Raw genomic sequence first — 20,983 nt, forward strand, 5'->3', positions numbered from 1 at the left:
TCGCGGCGGGAGCAGTGCCGTCAACGCGGGCCGGTGCCCGTCTGGTCTGAGCTCTGCCGGCGGCGAGCGCGCACGTAGCGCACGGTGAAGATCACGGCGATGACCAGCCCCACCAGCGCCGCGAGCAGCCAGATGCCACCGACGATGAGGCCGTAGACGGCGTCGTCGTAGTCGATGCTGGTGCCGGGACCGGCGTCGAGGGAGAGGCCGGTGCCGATGCGGTCGGCGACCGGCCGCAGCAGGAGACCGGCGAGCGCGCCGACTCCCGTCGCGAGGGGGATCGCGAATGCCCACCCCCAGAGCACGGAGCCGAACGTCGGACCGGCCGCGCCTGCTGTGCGACGAGCGGCCTGGATGCTCCGCGCCCCGAGCAGGATCAGCACGACGAGGCCGGCACCTGCCGAGACGAACATGGCCCAGAACGCGAACGCGGAGAGCAGCGTCTGCCCGGTCTCGACTAGCGGTGGGATGGGCCCGACGGCGTCGACCGTGATGCTCGCGGCAGCAAGCGCCGAGAGCAGACCGGTCACGGCCATCCACAGTGCGAAGGCTGGTGCCGCCAGGACGAGGACGATTCCCCAGAAGAGGCGTCCTGGCCGGAGGGGCCCGCGGGCTGGTGGCGTCTGCTGCATCCGGGAAGCGTACCGGGGACGCGCGACTCGGGAGGCTCTACGCCCAGCCGAGCTCGTGGAGCTGTGCGTCGTCGATGCCGTAGAAGTGCGCGATCTCGTGCACGAGCGTCGTGTGCACCTCGTCGCGGAGGGTCTCCTCGTCGTCGCAGATCGACAGGAGCGGTTCGCGGAACAGCACGATGCGGTCGGGCAGCTCGCCGAAACCGTACTGGCCGCGATCCGTGAGCGCGAACCCCTCGTAGACGCCGAGCAGGTCGAGCGAGCCGTCCTCTGGCCGGTCCTCGACGACGAAGATCACGTTGTCGAGGCCGTCGACCATCTCGTCCGGCAGTTCATCGAGCTCGTCGACGACCAGGGCCTCGAAGTTCTCCCGCGACATCTCCATCCGCTCATTGTGTCGCAGGGCGGCTGGACAGGGACCGGCGGCGAACCGAACTTGCACTGCGAGCGCAGTACAAGTTGTGCTAACTTCGCATCACAATATTTTGTCCGCACCGCGCGAGCGGCACCTTCGGAGGCATGAGTGATCGACCCAATTCTCAACTTCATCCGCAGCCTCTCTTCCGGGGTGCGGGAGTTCCTGCCGCTGGAGGTGGCCATCACCTTCGGCTTGGTCCTGTTCGCCGTCTCGTGGGTGAGGCCGCGCCGAATCGTCGCGCTCCCTGATTCGGGTTTCAGGCGGACGGTGCTGCTCTGGTGCGGGGTCGGTGGCTGCCTCCTCATCGTGGCCGTGGCGACGCTCACGAGCGCCCTCGCTACCGCTGGAGGAGGATCTGACGTCTCCGGTTTCGATGGATGGTGGCGTCGGCCCGCTCCACTCGTCGCCGCGATCGTGGTGGTCGCAGTGGCCGGTCTGGCTCTGCGTTCGGTCCCGCTGACCGCTCCCGGTACGAGGGCCCTCGCGCCTCGGAGACGCTGGAACGCCTTCGCTCCCGGTCTGTGGCTCTGGGCGGTGCGATTCTCAGCCGTGCTGATCGCCGTCACTGCGCTCTGGCAGATCCTGATCGCCGTCTCGGCACCGCCAGAGGGCCCGTTCTTCGGCGACGTGGCTCGCTACACCACGCTTCCCATCTATTCGCACTTCAACGGCAGCTTCGGGTACCTGGCGGGTGCCGGCTGGCCCAACCACCTGGCCACGCTTGCCACGCTTCTTGCCGCGGCGGGTGTCTTGGTCTGGGTGCTGAAAGCAGACGCGAACCGCCCCGAAGCCCTTCCCGCAGCCACGCTCAAGACCCATCGCGATGCGACCGCGCGCGTGCTGACGCTCATCGTCCTCGCGGGACTGGTCACCACGTTGGGTGCTGTCTGGATGCACGTCGGCTCCACGAGCACGATGACGGTCGGTCTCGACGAGCGCTGGGTGTCAGCGGAGGTCTCCTACCCGCAGCTCTACATCGAGGGGGGCTTCAGCGCGCTGTCGTACCCGATGAACGTGACCGGGTATCTGCTCCAGGGGGTTGGGGTCGCGCTCGCGCTCAGGCTCGCGGTGGACACCGTGCGTGCTGCCACGGCGCGGCCTGCCGCAGCCGCAGCGGGGGCATCGGTCTCGGCGGCCGCGCGTTGACCGCGTCAAAGTCTGCCGAGGATCTCGCGGAGTTGTTTCGGGGTGCTATTCGATCTGGCGTTCTGGGTGACGGCGAGAGGCTTCCCACGGTGCGGCAGACCGCACGCGACTTCGAGGTGGCGCAGGCAACGGCGGCAAAGGCGTATCGCTCGCTGGAGCGGGAAGGGCTCGTTGTCACTCGCACTGCGGCGGGGACGCGTGTGGCTCCCGGGGCATCACGCGCACCTCAGGCGGTGATCGAGCACATCCGTTCGCTGCTGGATGCGAGCCGTGAAGCCCGGGTGCCGCTCGATGACGTCGTTGCGATTCTCAGAACTGTCGCCGCTCAGGAGTCAGGCAGCCGCGACGGTTTGCGCGAACCTGAGTGACACCGCGGGTTCTTCGCCTCGACCCCCAGGTGAGTTCACGCGTCTCTAGACCTGCGCTGAGGCGTGGTCGTAGGCGAGGGGGAGGAGCTCGCGCGCGATCACGCTGATCAGGCCGTCAGGCCCGGGCAGGATCACCCGAATGTCGGGGTAGTGGTCGGCGAGCACCTGGCGGTCACGCCCGCAGGGGCTCATCACCCCGCGGCCGTGGTTCGCGACGGCGACGATGTGCGTCAGCTCGAGGGCACCAGCGGCGCGGGCCGAGCCGAGCGCCACCAGCTCGGCGCAGGGCCCGCCCGTGAAATGGTGCAGGTTCACGCCGACGTGCACCCGGCCGTCCGCCGCGCGCACGGCAGCCCCTACCGTGTGGATGCCGTCCTCATCCGGCCCAGCATCCGTCGTCGCATCGATCGTCGACCGGGCGGCTTCGACGAGCTCGAGCTCGCCTTCCGAGACGGGCCGGGCGGATGCGAGTTCGAAAGCGGTCATGACGCGAGCCTACGAGGTGTCCTCGAGAGGGCCTCCCGGCTCGATACGCGCGCGCCTCGCTAGGGTGCCCCTGTGACCGATGACGAATGCTCCCGCCCGCAGGAGTGGCGAGCTGCGCACGCCGCCGCCATGGTCGGCTGGGACTTCTCCGCCCTGGACGGGCGCATGACCGCCGACGAACCCCACTGGGACTTCACCGCCGAGTGCCGTGCCGCGATGGCGACTGCCACGCGCATCGCCGACCTCGGCACGGGAGGGGGCGAGCGGCTCATCGAGCTCATCGACGACTTCGGTGCCGCCGCCGAGTCCCTGGCCATCGCGGCAACCGAGGGGTGGGAGCCGAATATCGAGATCGCGAGGCGGAACCTGGCGCCGTTCGGTGTGGACGTGCACCGCTACGACTCCGAGGCGGGTGACTCCCTGCCGTTCGAAGACGCGTCGCTGGACCTCGTCGTGTGCCGCCACGAGTCCTTCGACGCCGGGGAAGTCGCCCGTGTGCTCGCGCCGGGCGGCCGGTTCCTGACCCAGCAGGTCGACGGACGGGAAGCGCACGAGCTCCGGGAGTGGTTCGGCGGCGACCCGCTGCACGACGACGTGACGCTGGCGAACGCGAGCAGCGAGGTGGCAGCCGCCGGGCTCCGCATCGAGCTCGCCGACGAGTGGACTGGGCGGATGACGTTCGCGGATGCTCGTGCGCTGGTCGAGTACATGGCCCTGGTGCCGTGGGATGTCCCAGGCTTCGAGGTCGACGCCAACATCAGCACGCTGCGTCGCCTCGACGCAGCGCGGCCGATCAACGTCACGCAGCGGCGGTTCCGACTGGCCGCAGTGCGCGACTGAGCTGCTCGACGCGCCAGAGCGTCCGCTCGCTGGCGTGGTGCGACGCGGCCCGCGAGAATGGGGCCATGATCGACGTCTTCGGGGAGACCCTGACCCATGAGACGGTCGCGCAGTTCGCCTTCTGGGGCATGGTGCTCGGCGTCGGAATCGCGCTGCGCATCGTCCGCTCGGTGCGGCCGCGCCTGCTCAACCGCACGCGCTGGGGAGTGCTGACCGCCGCCATCCTCCTGCTCCTCGTCGCTCTGAGCATCGTGAACCTGTCAGCCTCCGTCGTCCCCTCAGTGGTGTCGAGCTTCCTGCTCGTCGCGCTGGGGGCAGCCGGCGCCGGTGCCCTCGTCGCGCTCGCGGTCTTCTCCCTGCTCGAGTTCATCGCGCCCAAGCGGGGTCGCGACCTGGTTGCGGCTCCCGCGGGCGCTCCGCGGCGCTGACACCTCATGGGGGAGCGAGGCGACCTCTTCTGCATCCACGTCCTAGGATGCTCGCGTGTACGTGAAAGTGTGTGGCCTGGATTCTGTCGAGTCGGCGGCGGTTGCTGTCGAGAGCGGAGCCGACGCGGTCGGCATCGTCATGAGCCGCACGAGCCCGCGCAGGCGTTCTGCGGAGGAGGCCGCGAAGATCTTCGGTTCCGTTGCGGCGGGCGTCGATCGGGTGCTGGTCGTGCACGACATGTCGGCCACGGATGCGGCCGAGATCGCGGGAGCGGTCGGCGCGAACGTGCTGCAGTTGCACGGCTCCTACTCGGGCGACGAGGTTCGAGCTGCCGGCACGATCTTCCCGCGGATCTGGCGAGCCACCTCGCTCGCCGACGACCCTGAGCTGCGCGTCGGCGCGTTCGGTGAGGAACTCCTGCTGCTGGATGCGCCGAAGCCGGGGTCTGGCGAGCGCTGGGACCTCTCGGAGCTCGTCCGGCGTCGCCCCGAGGGGCGCTGGCTGCTGGCAGGCGGCCTGCACCCGGGGAATGTGGCCGAGGCGATCGGCGAGGCGGGGCCCTGGGGTGTCGACGTGTCGAGCGGGGTCGAGTCGAGCCCGGGCGTCAAGGACCACGCCCGGATTCGCGCCTTCGTGGAGTCAGCGAAGCGCGCCGGCTGACCGCTCGTGGCCCGATCTGCTGTCCAACTTGCGTGATGAAAGCCACCCCTGTCGCCGCATCGAGCATGCACTTGGGGTCCGATCACTAGAGCTGGTCAAGGGCGCGGTGGGTCGACCTCCGCGAACTCCGCCTCCAGGTCGGCGCCCGCGGCGGTGAGGTGGTCGAGGACGGTTCGCACGGCGAAGCGCGCCTGACGGTCTGGACGCGCGATGGCGACGATGCTGCGCACGGACCGCACGCCGTCGAGCGGGCGCAGCACCACCCCTGGGCGCGGGCGAGTCGTGAAGCGCGGCAGCAGCGCGAGCCCCGTGCCGGTTGCGACCAGCGCTTCCACGAGCCGGTTGTCGCGGAGCCGCTGCACTCGATCGAGGTTGGTGCTCGTGGCGTTCTCGACGGCGATCAGGATGCTGTCGAACGGGTAGCCGACGGGCACACCCACCCAGGTGGTGCCGAGCAGATCGCCAGGGACGAGGTGGTCGAGGTGCGCCAGCGGATGCTCGGACGGCAGGGCGACGTCGATCGGCTCCCGGGCGAGGACTCGCGTGTGCAGGTGCTCTGCCCCGCGCGGGACGTCTCCCGTGAGGCTGTGCCCGATGACGATGTCGGCGTCGAGGGTTCGCGCTGCGTACTCGGACTCGGCGAGGTCGAAGTCGTCGAGGTCGAGCTGGATCGCCGACCCGGCCGTGCGGCGGAGCAGGCCGGGGACAAGCGCCTCGCTGGCGCTCGGGAGCGCGCCGATCGAGACGGTGCCGCTCGGCTCGCCGAGGCTCGCCTCGAGCTTGGCCTGCACCTCGGCGAGCGCCCGGCCCACGTCGTCCGCGCCGTCGGCGAGGATCCTCCCGGCCGCGGTGAGGCGCAACCCTCGGGAGAACGGCTCGACGAGGCTCGCGCCGAGCTCCCGCTCTGCGGTCCTCAGCTGCTGTGAGAGGGCGGAGGGGGTGCGGTGCGTGGCCTCGGCCACCGCCGCGAGCGTGCCCCGCAGCGACAGCTCGCGAAGCAGCTCGAGGTGGCGAAATTCCATGTAGGGAGCCTACAGTTACCGGTCACGGATCATCACTGGTGCTTCAGGGTGAGCGCGCCGCACACTGATCCCGTGCCTCCTCGCCATGTCGCCCTCGCCTGCCTCGTCGCAGTCCTCTGGGGCGTGAACTTCCTCGCCATCCACGCCTCGCTCGAGCAGTTCCCGCCGTTCTTCCTCATCGCCCTGCGCTTCGGGCTGCTCGCGATCCCGACGATCCTGTTCATCCCGCGCCCGAACGTGAAGCTGCGGTGGCTCGTCGGGTACGGGCTCGGCTTCGGCACCCTGCAGTTCGTCGGGCTCTACCTCGGTATGGCGGCTGGCTTCCCCACGGGGCTCGCGTCGCTCGTGCTGCAGATGTCGGCGCCGTTCACCGTGCTGCTCGGCGCGATCTTCCTCCGCGAGAAGCTCACGACGCGTCGTGTCATCGGCATCGCGGTCGCGGTCGGCGGCCTGCTGCTGGTCGGTGTCGCCCGGGGCGGCGCCGGAAGCTGGTGGCCGTTTGTGCTCGTGGTGATCGGCGCGTTCGGCTGGGCCATCGGCAACATCTCGAGCCGACTCGCCGAACCGCCGAAGCCCCTGCACCTGACGATGTGGATGGCCGTGGTGCCTCCCATCCCCATGCTCGCCGTCTCGCTGCTCGTGGAGGGGCCCGAGCAGATCTGGGCGTCGCTCGCGACGGCGTGGACCGCCGCGGCGGTTCCCGCGTGGGTTGGGCTCGTCTACACGATCGTGCTCGGCACGGTCCTCGGCTCCGGCATCTGGGTGTGGCTCATGAAGCGCCACCCGGCGGGTGTCGTCGCACCGTTCTCGATGCTCGTCCCCGTGGTCGGCATCTCGACAGCGTGGCTCGTGCTGGGGGAGCGGCCCGGCCCGCTCGAGCTCGTCGGCGGCGCGATCGTGCTCTTCGGGGTCCTCTGGGCGAGCCGCATGCCGGCCACAGCGCTCGTGCCGGCCCCGGAACCGAGCATCCCGGAGTCACCCGTCGCCGAATCGCTTCCCCTTGAGCCGCCTCGTCCCGAGTCGCCTCTCCCGGACTCACCGAAACTCGAGGCCCCCGCGCCTCGTTAGAAGCACGCGGGAGGCGCAGATTCCCGGCACTGGGAACCTGCGCCTCTCGCGTGGATGCGGCCGGACTGTCTTCGCACAGACCTGGCCCAACGACGAAGGCCCCGAGTTCTCCAGCACTTGCAAGTGCAGGGAACTCGGGGCCTTCCAATATGGGGTGAGTAACGGGGCTTGAACCCGCGGCCTCCTAGACCACAACCAGGCGCTCTACCAGCTGAGCTATACCCACCATGTCTGTCGCACGCGTGCTCTCGCTCGCCTGCGACTACGAGAGTCTATTACAGATTTTGGGCGAAGTCGTTCACCACTTCTGCTGCGACCTCTCGAAGCTCCTCGCTGGTCGGTCCGGGCTCGGGCACGAGCACCGCCTTCCGGTAGTACTTGAGCTCGCGGATCGACTCGAGAATGTCGGCCTTCGCGCGGTGGCCGCCGTCCTTGTCGGGGGAGTGGAAGTACACGCGGGGGAACCAGCGGCGCGACAGCTCCTTCAGGGTGGAGACGTCGACGTTGCGGTAGTGGAGGTGCTGGTCGACCTCCGGCATGTACTTCGCGAGGAACATGCGATCGGTGCCGATGGTGTTGCCCGCGAGCGGCGCCGTGTTGGGCACGGGGACGTGCTTCTTCAGGTACGCGAGCAGCTGCGCCGTCGCGGTCTCGAGGCTGGCGCCGTTGGGGATCTCCTCGATGAGCCCTGACGTGGTGTGCATCTGCGTCACGAACTCACCCATGTTGGCCATGGCTGCGTCACTCGCCGAGATCACGATCTCGAAGCCCTCGTCGAGGATGTTCAGGTCGCTGTCGGTGACAAAAGCGGCGACCTCGACCAGCTCGTCGATGGACGGGTCGAGGCCTGTCATCTCGCAGTCGATCCAGACGAGACGTTCCTGAGCAATAGGCATGAGGGACATCGTAGTGATTCCCCGGGTTTCGTGGCGGCCAGTGCACCCTTTCGTGGCCCGCTATGCTGGCTGGGATCGCGCCCCAGTAGCTCAGTGGATAGAGCAACGGCCTTCTAATCCGTCGGTCGCAGGTTCGAATCCTGCCTGGGGCACCCTTCTCCGCAGCTCCTCGGCCCGGCCGACTTCGATTCCGGAGGCACTCCCGTGAACGTCACCCCGCTCTCTCCCCAGTTCGTGCGCGGCGCCGCGGACCTCGAGCAGACCGACCGGGGCGTTCGGCCCCACCGGCTGCCCGAGGCCGTCCGGTCGCAGTTCCCGGATCCGCAGCTGCTCCTGGTCGAGGCTCAGCCCTCGGGTGTTCGCGTGGTCTTCGATACGGCGGCCGAGAGCGTCGCGCTCGAGCTGCACCCCACGAGATCCGCCTACGCCGGCATCGAACGTCCTCGCGGGCGCGTCGATGTCTTCGTCGACGGCACGCGGCTCGTCAGCGACGAGCTGACGGGTGGCGACGCCGTCGAGGTCGACCTGCAGACCGGGGCGACGTCGTTCCACGCCGGCGCGACGCACACGACGACGATCTCGGGGCTCGCGGCGGGCGAGGTGAAGCGAGTCGAGTTCTGGCTTCCGCACAACGAGTCGGTCGAGCTGGTCGAGCTGCGCTCGGACGCACCGCTTGAGCCGGTCACGTCGGCGGGCCCGGTGTGGCTGCACCACGGCAGCTCCATCAGCCACGGTTCGAATGCGTCCGCCCCGAGCGACATCTGGCCGGCCGTCGCGGCCCGGCGAGCTGGCGTCGAGCTCCTGAACCTCGGGCTCGGGGGCAGCGCGATGGTCGACCCGTTCCTCGCCCGCGTCCTGCGGGACACGCCCGCGGACTTCATCAGTGTGAAACTCGGCATCAACGTCGTGAACGTCGACGCGATGCGCATCCGGGCGTTCGTGCCCGCCGTCCACGGCTTCCTCGACACGATCCGGGACGGGCATCCAGACACCCCGATCGTGCTCATCTCGCCGGTCTTCTGCGGCATCCACGAGCACACGCCGGGCCCCGGCGCGCTCGACCCGGAATCGCTCAGGGTCGGACGCGTGAAGTTCCTGGCCACGGGAACCTCGGGGGACGAGTCGCAGGGGCGCCTCACCCTCAGCGTGATCCGGCGCGAGCTCGCCTCGCTCGCCGAACGCCGTGCTGCCGACCCGAAGCTGTCCTTCCTCGAGGGCACCGAGCTCTACGGCGAAGCGGATGCGGAGCTGCTGCCGCTTCCCGACGACCTGCACCCTGGGCCCGAAGCCCACCAGCTCATGGGCGAGCGCTTCGCGGCATACGCGTTCTCACCCTCCGGTCCGTTCCGGCCGTCGTCCTGAGCGCAGCAGGCGCGTCTCCGAGGCGCGCCTGGCACGATGAAGCATGCCCTCTCGACTGCGGATGATCTTGGACGCGCTCACGCTCTCCGAACGCGATGCGCCGGTCCGGTCGCTGGTCGAGGCGTTCGGCGGCGCCCCTGCCTGGGTGTCCGAGGTGCTGGTGGGGGAGCCGGCAGTGCGGTCACGGCGGCTGCGGTTCGCCTCTGGTGGGGAGCTGATCCTGCAGGACGACGCGCTCGTCGCTGTGATCCTGCACACGGTGCCCACCGCCCACTCGCCATCGGCGATCGACCTGTCCGAGTGGCTCGAGGGCGCCCACAACGCGGCGACGCTCGACGACCTCAAGAAGGTCATCGCCGGACGCCGCCGCTTCGCCGGGCTCGGTACCCCCTACTTCGAGCTCGACGACGGATACGCGCGGGCGGAGTTCCGCGACCGCCGCGGCTGGAATGACCCAGGCAACCTCGTTGCGCTCGTCTTCACATTCGAGCAGCCGGGCCTCGTCGTCCGCCCTGAAGACGATCTCTGCCCCAGTTGCAGCGGCCTCGTCGTGCGCGACCGGGTCGGTGCCTGTGACCTCCAGACCACCGTCGACGCGATCGCGGAGGCGCTCGCGGCCGGCTTCCTCCAGGAGAGCGCCAGCTGGGTGCGCCTGTCGGATCTTCGCCCCCTCCACGCCTCCGGCCTCATGGAGCGGGTCGAGAGTCAGCTGACCTGCCTCACGTGCCGCCGCATCCTCTGCGTCACGCTCGTTCGTGGCGGCACCCCGGTCCTCAGCCACCTCGCGTTCGACCAGGCGCGGCGGCACCGGCTCGGCGCGATCCCGCCGGTCGAGCAGTGGGGCGACGCGGCACGCATCGCGGAAGAACGAGACGCCATGCGCTACGTCGACCACGAGCCCGGGCGCTGGTTCCTCGTCGCGCAAGGCGAGCGGCTGTACCTCGACGCGAGGTACGTGGTGACGAACATGGTCGACGACTCCGCCCTGATCTGCCTCGACGAGGACGAGCTCGAGCAGTACCGCCTCGCGGGTCGCACGTACCTCAGTGAGCTCGCAGAGCGAATCCACAACGGGTCGCCCCACCGTGAGACCTCGCCCTACTTCTCCCGTGATCTCCGGCGAGGTCCGGAGGGTGTCGCTTATCGCGAGGCGGTGAGTCGGGCCATCGTCAATCACACGTGGCTGGCGGTGCACCGCCAGCACGGCTAGCTCGCCGCGCCATCGGCTGGGGTCTCAGAGCTTCGCCAGCACGGTCGGGATGAGGATCGGCGCGTTGATCAGGAAGTGGAGGAGCATCGTCGCGACGAGGTTGCGACGGATGAGGGTGAACGCGACGAGCGCCAGGGTGCCGACGAGCTGATGGAACAGCCAGCTCGGCCCGAAGAACACCACGTGGGGCGCGATGAAGATCACGAGGCTCAACGCCGCGCCGATCCACCGCGAGTGCAGGAGCGATCCGAGGCGCTCCTGCAGGTAGCCGCGGAAGGCCACCTCCTCCGTGACGGCTGCGGTGACGATGAGCAGCAGGACCCCGGCGATGCTCATGCTCGTGATCGTGGCGACACCGCTGTTCTCCTCCTGCGGGGCCACGAGGCTGGCGATCCAGGACCACGCCATGACGCCCCCGAAGGCGTAGAAGGCCCACTCGATGTCCTTGCTGGTGGGCTTCGTGATGAGCAGCGAGGCAAGCCCCCGACGCTCGCCCCAGAGCACGAGTGCGATCAGGAGGAGCGCCCCGAGCCATTTCCAGGCGTTGCTCGACGCGGGTCCCGCCATACCCAGTCGGAGGTCGATGCCTGCCAGTTCCGGAACCGGCGGGCCGTTGTAGACGACCCAGAACAGCAGGAGCCCCGCGAGGAAGATCCAGCCGTCACGCGTCCGCGGCTCGAACGTCGGCGTGCCGATGCCGCCGCGCGCGGCGTGCCTGTCGATTCGCTCCTCCGTCGTTTCGCTCATGCTCTAGAGTAGACACTCTAGAGTGAACGCTCTACATCGGTTTCGAGAAGGTGGCGGGAGGCAGCGGATGGCGGCACGCACCGGAGGAACGCGCACGGCGATCATCGAGGCCGGCTCCCAGCTCATCGCCGAGCTCGGCTACGCGGGGGCGACGACGGCACGGATCTGCGCACGCTCCGGTGTCTCGTCCGGGACCTTCTTCCACCACTTCCCGACGAAGCTGCACCTTCTGGTCGGCATCCTCGAGGCGGATGCAGCGCAGTCGCGCACCCGGTTCGCAGCGCTCGCGGAACGCGCCCCGGACGATCCGCGAGGTGCGCTGCTCGCCTGGCTCGACCTGCTGCTCGAGGAGGCGAGCGATCCGCGCCTCGCCGGTTTCGTCGCCGGCCTGAGTGCAGCACCGAGCGACGAGCGCGTCGAGCAGCTGCTCGAGGAAGTCGCGTCGGGGCAGCAGGGCGCGCTCGAGGCGATCATCACGGCGGGGCAGCGTGAGCGGCTGTGGCGCTCGGATATCACGGGTGACCGGCTCGCCCTGTGGGTCGGGGTGGTCGCCGACGGAGTCCTGACGCGCAGCGTCGAGGATGCGACCTTCGACGCATCGGGCGCAGCTGACGAGCTGCATGACCTGATCCGCCGCTACCTGGCGCCCTAGGCACGGTTCGGTCGCAATTCGTCGCGTGGCCGAGAAGCGTCCGGTGCTCTGGAAGAATGGCGAGCGTGACGAGCTTCGATGCCGCAGGTCTCCACGATTCCGCCAACACCGCGATCGACGCTGATCGTCGCGCCTCCGGTCACAGCCTGGAGCGAGATCCGGGCATGCCGACCAGCACCTGGCGCCTGCGCAGCGACGCGTGGGAGTACCTGCGCTTCGCGATCAAGCGCCTCGAGTCGGGGCACGAGACATCGAGCATCCTGGATGCAGACGGCGAGATCTCGCGAAACCTCCGCGCCCTCGAGACGCTCGAGCTGTACTGGGCGGGCTTCGGGCAGCGCTACGTCGCAGAGATCCGCGAGTCGCTCGACAAGGGCGAGTACTCGACGGCCCTCGAGCGCATCGGCCGGGTCGTGAGTCGGCTGCGGGGCACGAGCATCCCTGCCGACCATCGCGAGGACCGCCTCGACGAGGCGGAGCGTGCAGAGCTGCAGGACGACGCCGACCCGCGTCCTCGCTTCGAGGTGCTGCTCGTCGACGAGACGACCACCGCCGACCGGGACGCGCTGCGCGCCGACATCCTCAAGCTCCGCAGCGCCGCGGACGCCTTCGTGTACGACTACGTGATCGTGCCGTCCGCGGACGACGCCGTCGCGGCCGTGCTCACGAACCCGAACATCCTCGCCGTCATCATCCGCCCCGGCTTCAGCGACCGCAGCCAGCAGCGCCTCAGCCGCGACATGCGCGAGACCATCGACCTGGCCCACGTCGACTCGGCCGGGACCACGGCGACGTCGCGCTCGAGCCTCGCCTCGGTGCAGCGCGTGCTCGGGCTCGCCGACACGCTCAACACCCTCCGTCCTGAGCTCGACCTGTACCTCGTCGCGGGCGCGCACATCGAAGACCTCGCCGGCGTGCTCACGAGACGCTTCCGCCGCGTGTTCCTGCGCGAGGATCAGCTCGAGCTGCACCTGTCGCTGCTGCGCCGCGTCTCCCACCTCTACGACACCCCGTTCTTCACGGCCATCCAGGAGCACGCCCGTCGCCCGGCCGGTGTGTTCCACGCCCTGCCGATCTCGCGCGGCGGGTCGGTGGTCACCTCGAAGTGGATCACGGACCTCGTCGACTTCTACGGCCTCAACCTCCTGCTCGCCGAGACGAGCGCCACCTCGGGCGGCCTCGACTCGCTGCTCGCCCCGGTCGGAGCGATCAAGAAGTCGCAGGAGCTCGCGGCCCGAGCCTTCGGGGCGAAGCACACGTTCTTCGTCACGAACGGCACCTCCACGGCCAACAAGATCGTCCACCAGGCGCTCGTCTCTCCCGGCGACATCGTGCTCGTCGACCGCAACTGCCACAAGTCGCACCACCACGCGCTCATGCTCACCGGGGCCCGCACGGCCTACCTCGAGGCCTACCCGCTCAACGAGTTCGCCTTCTACGGGGCGGTGCCCCTCGACCGCATCAAGCAGCTCCTCCTCGACTACCGCGCGGCGGGGCGCCTCGACGAGGTGCGCCTCGTGACGCTCACGAACTGCACCTTCGACGGCATCGTCTACGACCCGGAGCGGGTCATGGCGGAGTGCCTCGCCATCAAGCCTGACCTCGTGTTCCTCTGGGACGAAGCCTGGTTCGCGTTCGCCGCGTTCCACCCCATCACCCGCCGCCGCACGGCCATGGCGGCCGCGAAGCACCTCGAGGATCGCCTGGCCACCACCGCGCACGCGACCGCCTACCAGGAGCAGCGCGCTCGCCTCTTCGACCCTGAGACGGGCGAGCCTGCTGCCGACGAGGTGTGGCTCGCCGAGCGGCTCCTGCCTTCCCCGGATGCACGGATCCGGGTCTACGCCACGCAGTCGACCCACAAGACCCTCACCGCGCTGCGTCAGGGCTCGATGATCCACGTCTACGACAAGGACTGGTACCGAGAGGCGGAGGAGCCGTTCCACGAGGCGTACATGACGCACACCTCGACGTCGCCGAACTATCAGATCCTTGCCTCGCTCGATCTCGGGCGACGCCAGGTGGAGCTGGAGGGGTTCGAGCTCGTCCAGCGTCAGCTGGATCTGGCGACGAGCATCGCGCAGGCCATCGCGCGTCACCCGCTGCTGCGCCGCACCTTCCGTGTGCTGTCCGGCCACGATCTGATCCCGGCCGAGAATCGCGCCAGCACGAGACCCATGCCCCACCGAGACGGGTTCTCGACGATGTGGCAAGCGTGGGAGGAAGACGAGTTCGTCGTCGACCCGAGCCGGATCACGGTGGAGATCTCGCGCACGGGTGTCGATGGTGACACGTTCAAGCACGAGCACCTCATGGATCGCTACGGCATCCAGGTCAACAAGACGAGCCGCAACACCGTGCTGTTCATGACGAACATCGGCACCTCCCGCAGTTCCGTCGGCTACCTCATCGAGGTGCTCGTGAAGCTCGCGGAGCGCTTCGAGGAGGAGTCCCAGGCGCGGGAGATCGACGGCGAGCGCCCCGCGCCCGCGCCGATGCCGCCGCTGCCCGACTTCAGCGCATTCGCGCCGGAGTACGCCTCAGCCGACGGGCTCCCGGACGGCGACCTGCGGACCGCGTTCTTCCGGGGTCAGCGCCGGGCGAACATCGAGCACCTCAGCCACGCCCAGCTCGCCGAACGGGTCAAGGGCGGCGCCGCGCCGATCTCCGCGGGCTTCGTCACGCCCTACCCGCCAGGGTTCCCCGTGCTCGTGCCAGGGCAGCTCGTCACCGACGAGGTGCTCGACTTCATGGCCGTCCTCGATACGCGCGAGATCCACGGCTACGACCCGCTGCGCGGCTACCGGATCCTGCGCGAAGACTGATCTGCGCGCACCTCGGTCGGCGACTCTCAGCCGTCGCAGGATTCTGGATCTGAGCCTGGGAATACCTGCCAGGGGTATACGGTTGCACACACCGTACATACCCCCAGGGGGCACTGCCCCGGCAAGGAGATCCAGGATGACCACCACCACATACCAGGTCACGGGCATGACCTGCGCCCACTGCGAGCGCGCCGTCACTCAGGAGGTCAGCGACCTCGCGGGCGTCGCGAGCGTCGACGTCTCGGCCGAGACCGGGCGCCTCGTCGTCGAGAGCGCAGAGCCCCTCGACGATGCGGCCGTGATCGCCGCCGTCGATGAGGCCGGCTACGCAGCGACCAGGGCCTGACGTGAACGTGCCGGTCAAGCTCAGCCTCTACGCCGCGCTCCTCGCGGCGGTCTTCGGCGCGGCCTTCTTCACGGCGCAGCTCGCCGTCGACGCGGGCCCGGCTGACGACTGGCGCCCACAGATCCATCAGACCCCAGACGAGCAGTCCGAAGCCCCCGAGCACGGAGAGGGAGAACGATGAACACGACGACCGACATCGAGCTCGAGATCGGCGGCATGACCTGCGCCTCCTGCGCCATGCGCATCGAGAAGAAGCTCAACAAGCTGGACGGCGTCACCGCATCCGTCAACTACGCGACCGAGAAGGCCCGCGTCAGCGCACCGGATGGGCTCGACCCGCAATCCCTCATCGACGAAGTCGAAAAGACGGGCTATACCGCCGCGCTGCCGACTCCGGACGCGGCAGAACCGAGCCAGGGGTCTGCGGAGGCTGATCCCGAGCTCGCGAGCCTGCGCCAGCGACTCATCGGCAGCATCGTCCTCTCCGTCCCCGTGATCCTGCTCGCCATGGTCCCCGCCTTCCAGTTCACGTACTGGCAGTGGGCCTCGCTCGCACTCGCGGCGCCGGTCATCGTCTGGGGAGCCTGGCCCTTCCACAGGGCGGCCTGGATGAACCTCCGCCACGGCAGCGCGACGATGGATACGCTCATCTCGGTCGGCACGCTCGCCGCCTTCGCGTGGTCGCTCTACGCGCTCTTCCTCGGCACGGCGGGCGAGGCGGGCATGACGCACCCGTTCGAGTTCACCATCGCCCCCTCCGACGGCGCGGCCAACATCTACCTCGAGGTCGCAGCCGGCGTCACGATGTTCGTGCTCGCCGGTCGCTACTTCGAGAAGCGATCCAAGCGACAGGCCAGTGCGGCCCTCCGTGCTCTCCTCGAGCTCGGCGCGAAAGACGTCGCCGTCCTGCGTGGGGGAGCGGAGACCCGCATCGCGATCAGCGAGCTGCGCGTCGGCGACGAGTTCGTCGTGCGCCCCGGCGAGAAGATCGCCACAGACGGAGTCGTCACGGGTGGCCGCTCCGCCGTCGACGCCTCGATGCTCACCGGAGAGTCCGTCCCCGTCGAGGTCATTGAAGGCGACCGGGTCGTCGGTGCGACGATCAACGCGGGTGGGCGCCTCGTGGTTCGCGCGACGAAGGTCGGCGGCGATACCCAGCTCGCGCAGATGGCGAAGCTCGTCGAAGACGCCCAGACCGGCAAGGCCGAGGTCCAGCGACTCGCTGACCGCATCTCCGGCGTCTTCGTCCCCATCGTCATCGTCATCTCCGTCGCGACGCTCGGCGCCTGGCTCGGCGCCGGCTTCCCAGCCGCGGCTGCCTTCACCGCGGCTGTCGCCGTGCTCATCATCGCCTGCCCGTGCGCGCTCGGCCTCGCGACCCCCACGGCGCTGCTCGTCGGCACCGGACGCGGCGCGCAGCTCGGCATCCTCATCAAGGGCCCAGAGGTCCTCGAGTCCACGCGCCGAGTCGACACGATCGTGCTCGACAAGACCGGCACGGTCACGAGCGGCAAGATGGCCCTCGTCGGGGCGTGGAGCGCGGATGGCGTCTCGAGAGGTGACCTCCTCAGGCTCGCGGGGGCGCTCGAATCCGCGTCGGAGCATCCCATCGCTCGCGCGCTCGCGATCGGGGCCGCAGCAGAGGTCGGCCCACTGCCCGCCGTCGACGCCTTCCAGAACCACGAGGGCACCGGAGTGCAGGGCATCGTCGATGGCCACCTCGTCGTCATCGGACGCGAGCAGCTGCTTGCCGACTGGGCTATAGACCTGGGTGAGGAGCTGGCGACTCGCAAGCGCGAGGCCGAGGCCCTCGGGCAGACGACCGTCATCGTCGCCTGGGACGGTGAGGCGCGGGGAGTGCTCTCCGTGGCCGACACCATCAAGCCGACGAGCGAGCGTGCCATCGCCGAGCTGCGCCGCCTCGGGCTCGCCCCAGTGCTGCTGACCGGCGACAACTCCACCGTCGCGAAGCAGGTTGCGGCCGCAGTCGGCATCGATGAGGTCATCGCCGAGGTGCTGCCGCAGGAGAAGGTCGATGTGATCCGCCGCCTGCAGGGTGAGGGGCGCGTCGTCGCGATGGTCGGAGACGGCGTCAACGACGCAGCGGCACTCGCCCAAGCCGACCTCGGTCTCGCCATGGGAACGGGATCGGACATCGCCATCGAGGCTGCCGACGTCACGCTCGTGCGCGACGACCTCCTCGCCGCGGTGGATGCGATCCGCCTCTCCCGTCGCACGCTCGGCACCATCAAGGGCAACCTCTTCTGGGCGTTCGCCTACAACGTCGCGGCAATCCCGCTCGCGGCGCTCGGCATGCTCAACCCCATGCTCGCAGGCGCGGCCATGGCATTCTCGAGCGTGTTCGTCGTCGGCAACAGCCTTCGGCTTCGGGCCTTCCGAGGCCTCGAAGCTCCGAGCGCCACCCCAGAGCACACACCACGAAAGGCAGCATCATGAGCGAGATCACCGAAGCGGGCGGCCACGCCCATCACGGCTACATCGAGGACAAGAGCAGGTACCTCACGCGACTCAAGCGCATCGAGGGGCAGGCGAGGGGCATCCACCGGATGGTCGACGAGGAGCAGTACTGCATCGACATCCTCACCCAGATCTCCGCGATCACCTCCGCCCTCGAGAACGTCGCGCTCGGCCTCATGGACGACCACCTGAAGCACTGCGTCGCCGACGCCGTGCGGCTCGGGGGAGCCGAAGGCGAGCAGAAGCTCAAGGAAGCCTCCGATGCCATCGCCCGCCTCGTGCGCAGCTGAGCGGTCTCGTTCCGGGTCGCGGCGGCGACACTCTGGGTGCTTGCCCCTGAAAATGACTCCCCACCGAAACAGGCGCTCGCTAGGATCGGTCGCACCATGAGCGCACAACAGGAAATCATCACGGCCCTCGGCGTGAAGCCGGTCATCGATCCAGCGGCGGAGATCCGGGATCGAATCGCCTTCATGCGCGACTACCTGCTCGCAAGCGGCTCCAAGGGGCTCGTGCTCGGCATCAGCGGCGGCCAGGACTCGTCTCTGCTCGGCAAGCTCGCCCAGCTCGCCGTCGAGCAGGTCCGCGCGGAGGGTGGCGAGGCGACGTTCGTCGCGGTCCGCTTGCCGCACGGCATCCAGGCCGACGAAGACGACGCGCAGCTCGCGCTGGACTTCATCGAGCCGGACGAGCGCATCAGCTTCGACATCAAGCCAGCGACCGACGGTCTCCAGCATGCCTTCCTGCAGGCCATGGGCCGTGCCATCACCGATTTCAACAAGGGCAACTCCAAGGCCCGCCAGCGCATGGTCGCGCAGTACGCCATCGCGGGTGAGCGCGGCTTCCTCGTGCTGGGCACCGACCACGCGGCCGAAGCCGTGACGGGGTTCTTCACGAAGTACGGCGACGGCGGCACCGACCTCAATCCGCTCGCGGGGCTCACGAAGGGCCAGGGCCGCCTGCTGCTCGAAGAGCTCGGTGCTCCGGAGAGGCTGTACGTGAAGGCGCCCACCGCCGACCTGCTTGATGACACCCCCGGGCAGACCGACGAGGCGAACCTCGGTCTCAGCTACACCCAGATCGACACCTACCTCACGGGTGGGGAGGTCGATGCTGAGACAGCAGCCCGCATCGAGGCCCTCTACCGGAAGACCGAGCACAAGCGGCAGCTGCCGGTGCTGCCCACCGATACCTGGTGGCGAGCCTGAGGATTCCCGGCCACGACGCCTCCTCGGGATGAGGGCGGCGCTGCTCAGAGGTAGCGGAACGCCTTCACCGCCTCGGGGAAGTCGGAGAATTCGTCGAGCGTGAGGAACGTGGTGGTCGTGCGGCTCATGCGGGTCGCGGCATACACCACGCCCGAGCCGCGCGGGTGCTCCTCGACGTAGCCGCGCACTGCTCCGTTGGACCCTGTGATGCGCCACCGCGCGGCGTGGACCTGAGTGGCGGTCAGCTCGGCGAAACGCTGGGTGAATGGTCCGGTGCGGGGCGCCAGAACGGGAGCTTGCGTGGGCTGGGTCAGCTGCGTCGTGAACATGAGGTCAGGCTAGGAGCGACCACCGACATTCTTCGTCCGGTGCCGTGTTCGCGCAGGGCTCAGCCAAGTTCTCGCGCACCGGCGTAGCCTGGCCGCATGACCGAATTCGTGCTTGCAGGTGGCTGCTTCTGGTGTCTCGATGCCGTGTACAGGAACGTCAAAGGCGTCAGCGACGTGATCTCCGGCTACACAGGTGGTGAGCACCCGAAGCCCGACTACGAGCTGGTGTGCACCGGCACGACCGGGCACGCCGAGGCGGTGCGCGTCGTCTTCGACGAGGACGTGGTGCCGGCTGATGTCATCCTCGACATCTTCTTCACACTCCACGACCCCCGCCAGCTCAACCGACAGGGGAACGACGTCGGCACCCAGTACCGCTCCGCGATGTACTACGCCGACGACGCCCAGCGGGAGCTCTTCGAAGCCGCGCGCGACCGTGCCGACGAACTCTGGGGTGGCGGCATCGTCACCGAGATCTCGCCGCTCGGCCAGTACTTCGATGCCGAGGACTACCACCAGGACTTCTTCGCGAAGAACCCCGGCCAGGGCTACTGCAACTTCGTCGCCGTGCCCAAGGTCAACAAGGTGCGGTCGAAGTTCACGCAGTACATGCTCTGATCTCCCGGCACTCTGCCGACAGGGCGCCTGTGCACGCGATGCCGTGCACAGGCGCCTTTCCCATGGGCACGATCGTCTCCTCCCAGCTCGACACTGGTGCCACGATCCGGCGCGGAGCTCCCGGCACGAGCGCCGCGCCGGATCGCATCGCAGCCAGATCCAAGGGGGAGACATGCACGACCACATCACGCTCATCGGTAACCTCGGCAGCAAGCCGGAGCTCACGACGACGCCGAGCGGGCAGCTCGTCGTGAACTTCCGCATCGCCACCAACTCTCGTCGCCTGAACCGGGCGACGAACAGCTGGGAGGATGTCGACCCCAACTGGTACGACGTGGCCGCGTGGGGAGACCTCGCGACGCACGCGGAGAAGTCGCTCGAGAAGGGACAGCGGGTGATCGTCGTCGGCAAGCTCCGGATGCGCAGGTTCGACTCGCAGAACGGGCCTCGCACGAAGCACGAGGTGGTGGCGGATGCGCTCGGTCACGACCTCACGGCGGGCTCCTCGACGTTCGCGAAGCGTCTGCGCGTGCGCCAGGATGAGGGCGGCGCTGACCAGCGGCAGCGAGTCGGCGGGGCCCAGGGGCAGGGAGGAATGCAGGCCGAGGCCCCGCCGGAAGCAGATGAACCGGCGCCAGCACCCGACGAGGTGGAGTGGCACAAACCGCCCGTCTCCGACGAGAGCGAGTACCAGCCGCCCTTCTGAGCGCCTGGCCACCTACACTGGTGACCGCCCCGTCCGAGAAAGGTCACGAATGCGCCGTTTCGCTCTCATCGCCCCAGTGACTCTGGTGGCGGCGCTGGCGCTGGCGGGATGCTCGTCGCAGGAGGCGCAGCCCCCGGCTGAGACGACCGCGGCCGCCGAGGCGACGCAAGCGCCACCCGCGGCCTTCGTTCCCGGCGGAACGGCGAGCGACAACAAGCCGATCTTCGACGAGACGAACCTGCAGACGATAGCGAGCAATGGCTCAGCGAGCTCCGTCGAACTCGTCGACGGGCTCACCGCGACCGGCTTCGACAAGGCCGCCATGGAGGTCACGTTCGACCGCACGAACGTCGATCTCGAAGCCGACTACATCATCGTCTCCGTGAAGATCGGCGAGGAGTGCCTCGTCGGCCAGCGCGGCCCGCGCGGCTACACCTCGGACATCGTCGCCCCCGTCAGCACGGGCAAATGCCTCATCGGACTCACACAGCCCATCACCTGGTAGCGGAGCGCCGCGCGCCGAGTGCCAACCAACTC

At 68.9% G+C, this 20,983-nt stretch carries 25 protein-coding genes and 2 tRNA genes; 19 read left to right on the forward strand and 8 right to left on the reverse strand.

Features of this window, described 5'->3' with window-relative positions:
- Positions 1-20: 20 nt before the first annotated feature.
- Both C5B99_RS05165 and C5B99_RS05170 read right to left on the reverse strand, forming a co-directional pair.
- Positions 21-632 (reverse strand): hypothetical protein, encoded by a 612-nt coding sequence (locus tag C5B99_RS05165; RefSeq protein WP_104240721.1) that lies wholly within the window; start codon positions 630-632, stop codon positions 21-23.
- Positions 633-669: 37 nt separating this feature from the next.
- The gene (locus tag C5B99_RS05170) at positions 670-1,017 is read right to left on the reverse strand and encodes a metallopeptidase family protein (protein ID WP_104240722.1); all 348 of its coding nucleotides are present in this window, start codon (positions 1,015-1,017) and stop codon (positions 670-672) included.
- A gap of 138 nt (positions 1,018-1,155) precedes the next feature.
- Between C5B99_RS05170 and C5B99_RS19595 the strand changes: the two genes are divergently transcribed.
- Positions 1,156-2,196, forward strand: a complete 1,041-nt coding sequence (locus C5B99_RS19595) for a hypothetical protein (RefSeq protein WP_258063079.1) — start codon at positions 1,156-1,158, stop codon at positions 2,194-2,196.
- On the forward strand, positions 2,193-2,564 hold the full coding sequence (locus C5B99_RS19600; RefSeq protein WP_258063080.1) for a GntR family transcriptional regulator: 372 nt from the start codon (positions 2,193-2,195) through the stop codon (positions 2,562-2,564). The genes C5B99_RS19595 and C5B99_RS19600 overlap by 4 nt, the downstream gene beginning before the upstream one ends.
- Before the next feature lie 45 nt (positions 2,565-2,609).
- Here the strand turns inward: C5B99_RS19600 and C5B99_RS05180 are convergent, their stop codons facing one another.
- The gene (locus C5B99_RS05180; RefSeq protein ID WP_104240723.1) at positions 2,610-3,050 is read right to left on the reverse strand and encodes a cytidine deaminase; all 441 of its coding nucleotides are present in this window, start codon (positions 3,048-3,050) and stop codon (positions 2,610-2,612) included.
- Between the two features lie 72 nt (positions 3,051-3,122).
- Between C5B99_RS05180 and C5B99_RS05185 the strand changes: the two genes are divergently transcribed.
- From C5B99_RS05185 to C5B99_RS05195, 3 genes are all read left to right on the forward strand, one after another.
- Complete coding sequence (locus C5B99_RS05185) at positions 3,123-3,890, forward strand: class I SAM-dependent methyltransferase (protein ID WP_258063081.1); 768 nt, start codon at positions 3,123-3,125, stop codon at positions 3,888-3,890.
- A 65-nt stretch (positions 3,891-3,955) separates the two neighbouring features.
- Entirely contained in the window at positions 3,956-4,318 is a 363-nt protein-coding gene (locus C5B99_RS05190; protein ID WP_104240725.1) for a hypothetical protein, read from the forward strand.
- Positions 4,319-4,373: 55 nt separating this feature from the next.
- Positions 4,374-4,979: a phosphoribosylanthranilate isomerase gene (locus C5B99_RS05195; protein WP_104240726.1), complete on the forward strand. Its 606-nt coding sequence runs from the start codon at positions 4,374-4,376 to the stop codon at positions 4,977-4,979.
- A 95-nt stretch (positions 4,980-5,074) separates the two neighbouring features.
- Here C5B99_RS05195 and C5B99_RS05200 read toward each other — a convergent pair whose 3' ends face one another.
- Entirely contained in the window at positions 5,075-6,001 is a 927-nt protein-coding gene (locus C5B99_RS05200; protein WP_104240727.1) for a LysR family transcriptional regulator, read from the reverse strand.
- A 72-nt stretch (positions 6,002-6,073) separates the two neighbouring features.
- Here C5B99_RS05200 and C5B99_RS05205 point away from each other — a divergent pair, with 72 nt between their 5' ends.
- Positions 6,074-7,069 (forward strand): EamA family transporter, encoded by a 996-nt coding sequence (locus tag C5B99_RS05205; protein WP_104240728.1) that lies wholly within the window; start codon positions 6,074-6,076, stop codon positions 7,067-7,069.
- 150 nt (positions 7,070-7,219) lie between these two features.
- Here C5B99_RS05205 and C5B99_RS05210 read toward each other — a convergent pair.
- Positions 7,220-7,295, reverse strand: a tRNA-His gene (locus C5B99_RS05210).
- Positions 7,296-7,344: 49 nt separating this feature from the next.
- Positions 7,345-7,965, reverse strand: a complete 621-nt coding sequence (gene orn, locus C5B99_RS05215) for an oligoribonuclease (RefSeq protein WP_104240789.1) — start codon at positions 7,963-7,965, stop codon at positions 7,345-7,347.
- Positions 7,966-8,044: 79 nt separating this feature from the next.
- On the opposite strand from orn, the gene C5B99_RS05220 reads away from it, so the two are divergent.
- The 3 genes from C5B99_RS05220 (at position 8,045) to C5B99_RS05230 (ending at position 10,537) form a co-directional block, all read left to right on the forward strand.
- Positions 8,045-8,117, forward strand: a tRNA-Arg gene (locus C5B99_RS05220).
- A gap of 52 nt (positions 8,118-8,169) precedes the next feature.
- Complete coding sequence (locus tag C5B99_RS05225; RefSeq protein ID WP_104240729.1) at positions 8,170-9,327, forward strand: GDSL-type esterase/lipase family protein; 1,158 nt, start codon at positions 8,170-8,172, stop codon at positions 9,325-9,327.
- Positions 9,328-9,370: 43 nt separating this feature from the next.
- The gene (locus C5B99_RS05230) at positions 9,371-10,537 is read left to right on the forward strand and encodes a hypothetical protein (protein WP_146081946.1); all 1,167 of its coding nucleotides are present in this window, start codon (positions 9,371-9,373) and stop codon (positions 10,535-10,537) included.
- A 24-nt stretch (positions 10,538-10,561) separates the two neighbouring features.
- Here C5B99_RS05230 and C5B99_RS05235 read toward each other — a convergent pair whose 3' ends face one another.
- Entirely contained in the window at positions 10,562-11,284 is a 723-nt protein-coding gene (locus tag C5B99_RS05235; protein ID WP_104240731.1) for a CPBP family intramembrane glutamic endopeptidase, read from the reverse strand.
- Positions 11,285-11,351: 67 nt separating this feature from the next.
- On the opposite strand from C5B99_RS05235, the gene C5B99_RS19470 reads away from it, so the two are divergent.
- The 7 genes from C5B99_RS19470 (at position 11,352) to nadE (ending at position 18,793) form a co-directional block, all read left to right on the forward strand.
- Positions 11,352-11,936, forward strand: coding sequence for a TetR/AcrR family transcriptional regulator (locus C5B99_RS19470; protein WP_219819620.1), 585 nt, complete (start codon positions 11,352-11,354; stop codon positions 11,934-11,936).
- Positions 11,937-12,100: 164 nt separating this feature from the next.
- A complete protein-coding gene (locus tag C5B99_RS05245; RefSeq protein ID WP_228497161.1) occupies positions 12,101-14,761 on the forward strand; it encodes an aminotransferase class I/II-fold pyridoxal phosphate-dependent enzyme in 2,661 nt (886 codons plus the stop codon).
- 136 nt (positions 14,762-14,897) lie between these two features.
- Positions 14,898-15,107, forward strand: coding sequence for a heavy-metal-associated domain-containing protein (locus C5B99_RS05250; RefSeq protein ID WP_104240733.1), 210 nt, complete (start codon positions 14,898-14,900; stop codon positions 15,105-15,107).
- Between the two features lies 1 nt (position 15,108).
- On the forward strand, positions 15,109-15,288 hold the full coding sequence (locus tag C5B99_RS05255) for a hypothetical protein (protein ID WP_104240734.1): 180 nt from the start codon (positions 15,109-15,111) through the stop codon (positions 15,286-15,288).
- Positions 15,285-17,564, forward strand: coding sequence for a cation-translocating P-type ATPase (locus C5B99_RS05260; RefSeq protein ID WP_104240735.1), 2,280 nt, complete (start codon positions 15,285-15,287; stop codon positions 17,562-17,564). Before C5B99_RS05255 ends, C5B99_RS05260 begins: the two co-directional genes overlap by 4 nt.
- Positions 17,561-17,875 (forward strand): metal-sensitive transcriptional regulator, encoded by a 315-nt coding sequence (locus C5B99_RS05265; protein WP_104240736.1) that lies wholly within the window; start codon positions 17,561-17,563, stop codon positions 17,873-17,875. Before C5B99_RS05260 ends, C5B99_RS05265 begins: the two co-directional genes overlap by 4 nt.
- Before the next feature lie 96 nt (positions 17,876-17,971).
- On the forward strand, positions 17,972-18,793 hold the full coding sequence (gene nadE, locus C5B99_RS05270; protein ID WP_104240737.1) for an ammonia-dependent NAD(+) synthetase: 822 nt from the start codon (positions 17,972-17,974) through the stop codon (positions 18,791-18,793).
- A 44-nt stretch (positions 18,794-18,837) separates the two neighbouring features.
- On the opposite strand, the gene C5B99_RS05275 is transcribed toward nadE, so the two are convergent.
- Complete coding sequence (locus C5B99_RS05275; RefSeq protein WP_104240738.1) at positions 18,838-19,122, reverse strand: hypothetical protein; 285 nt, start codon at positions 19,120-19,122, stop codon at positions 18,838-18,840.
- A 96-nt stretch (positions 19,123-19,218) separates the two neighbouring features.
- Between C5B99_RS05275 and msrA the strand changes: the two genes are divergently transcribed.
- The 3 genes from msrA to C5B99_RS05290 all read left to right on the forward strand — a co-directional run bounded on the left by msrA (position 19,219) and on the right by C5B99_RS05290 (position 20,951).
- Complete coding sequence (msrA, locus tag C5B99_RS05280; RefSeq protein ID WP_104240739.1) at positions 19,219-19,740, forward strand: peptide-methionine (S)-S-oxide reductase MsrA; 522 nt, start codon at positions 19,219-19,221, stop codon at positions 19,738-19,740.
- Between the two features lie 172 nt (positions 19,741-19,912).
- Positions 19,913-20,446 (forward strand): single-stranded DNA-binding protein, encoded by a 534-nt coding sequence (locus C5B99_RS05285; RefSeq protein ID WP_104240740.1) that lies wholly within the window; start codon positions 19,913-19,915, stop codon positions 20,444-20,446.
- 49 nt (positions 20,447-20,495) lie between these two features.
- A complete protein-coding gene (locus C5B99_RS05290) occupies positions 20,496-20,951 on the forward strand; it encodes a DUF6993 domain-containing protein (protein ID WP_104240741.1) in 456 nt (151 codons plus the stop codon).
- The last annotated feature ends 32 nt before the right edge of the window (positions 20,952-20,983 follow it).

The organism is Pseudoclavibacter sp. Z016 (assembly GCF_002931215.1).
Lineage (GTDB): Bacteria > Actinomycetota > Actinomycetes > Actinomycetales > Microbacteriaceae > Pseudoclavibacter.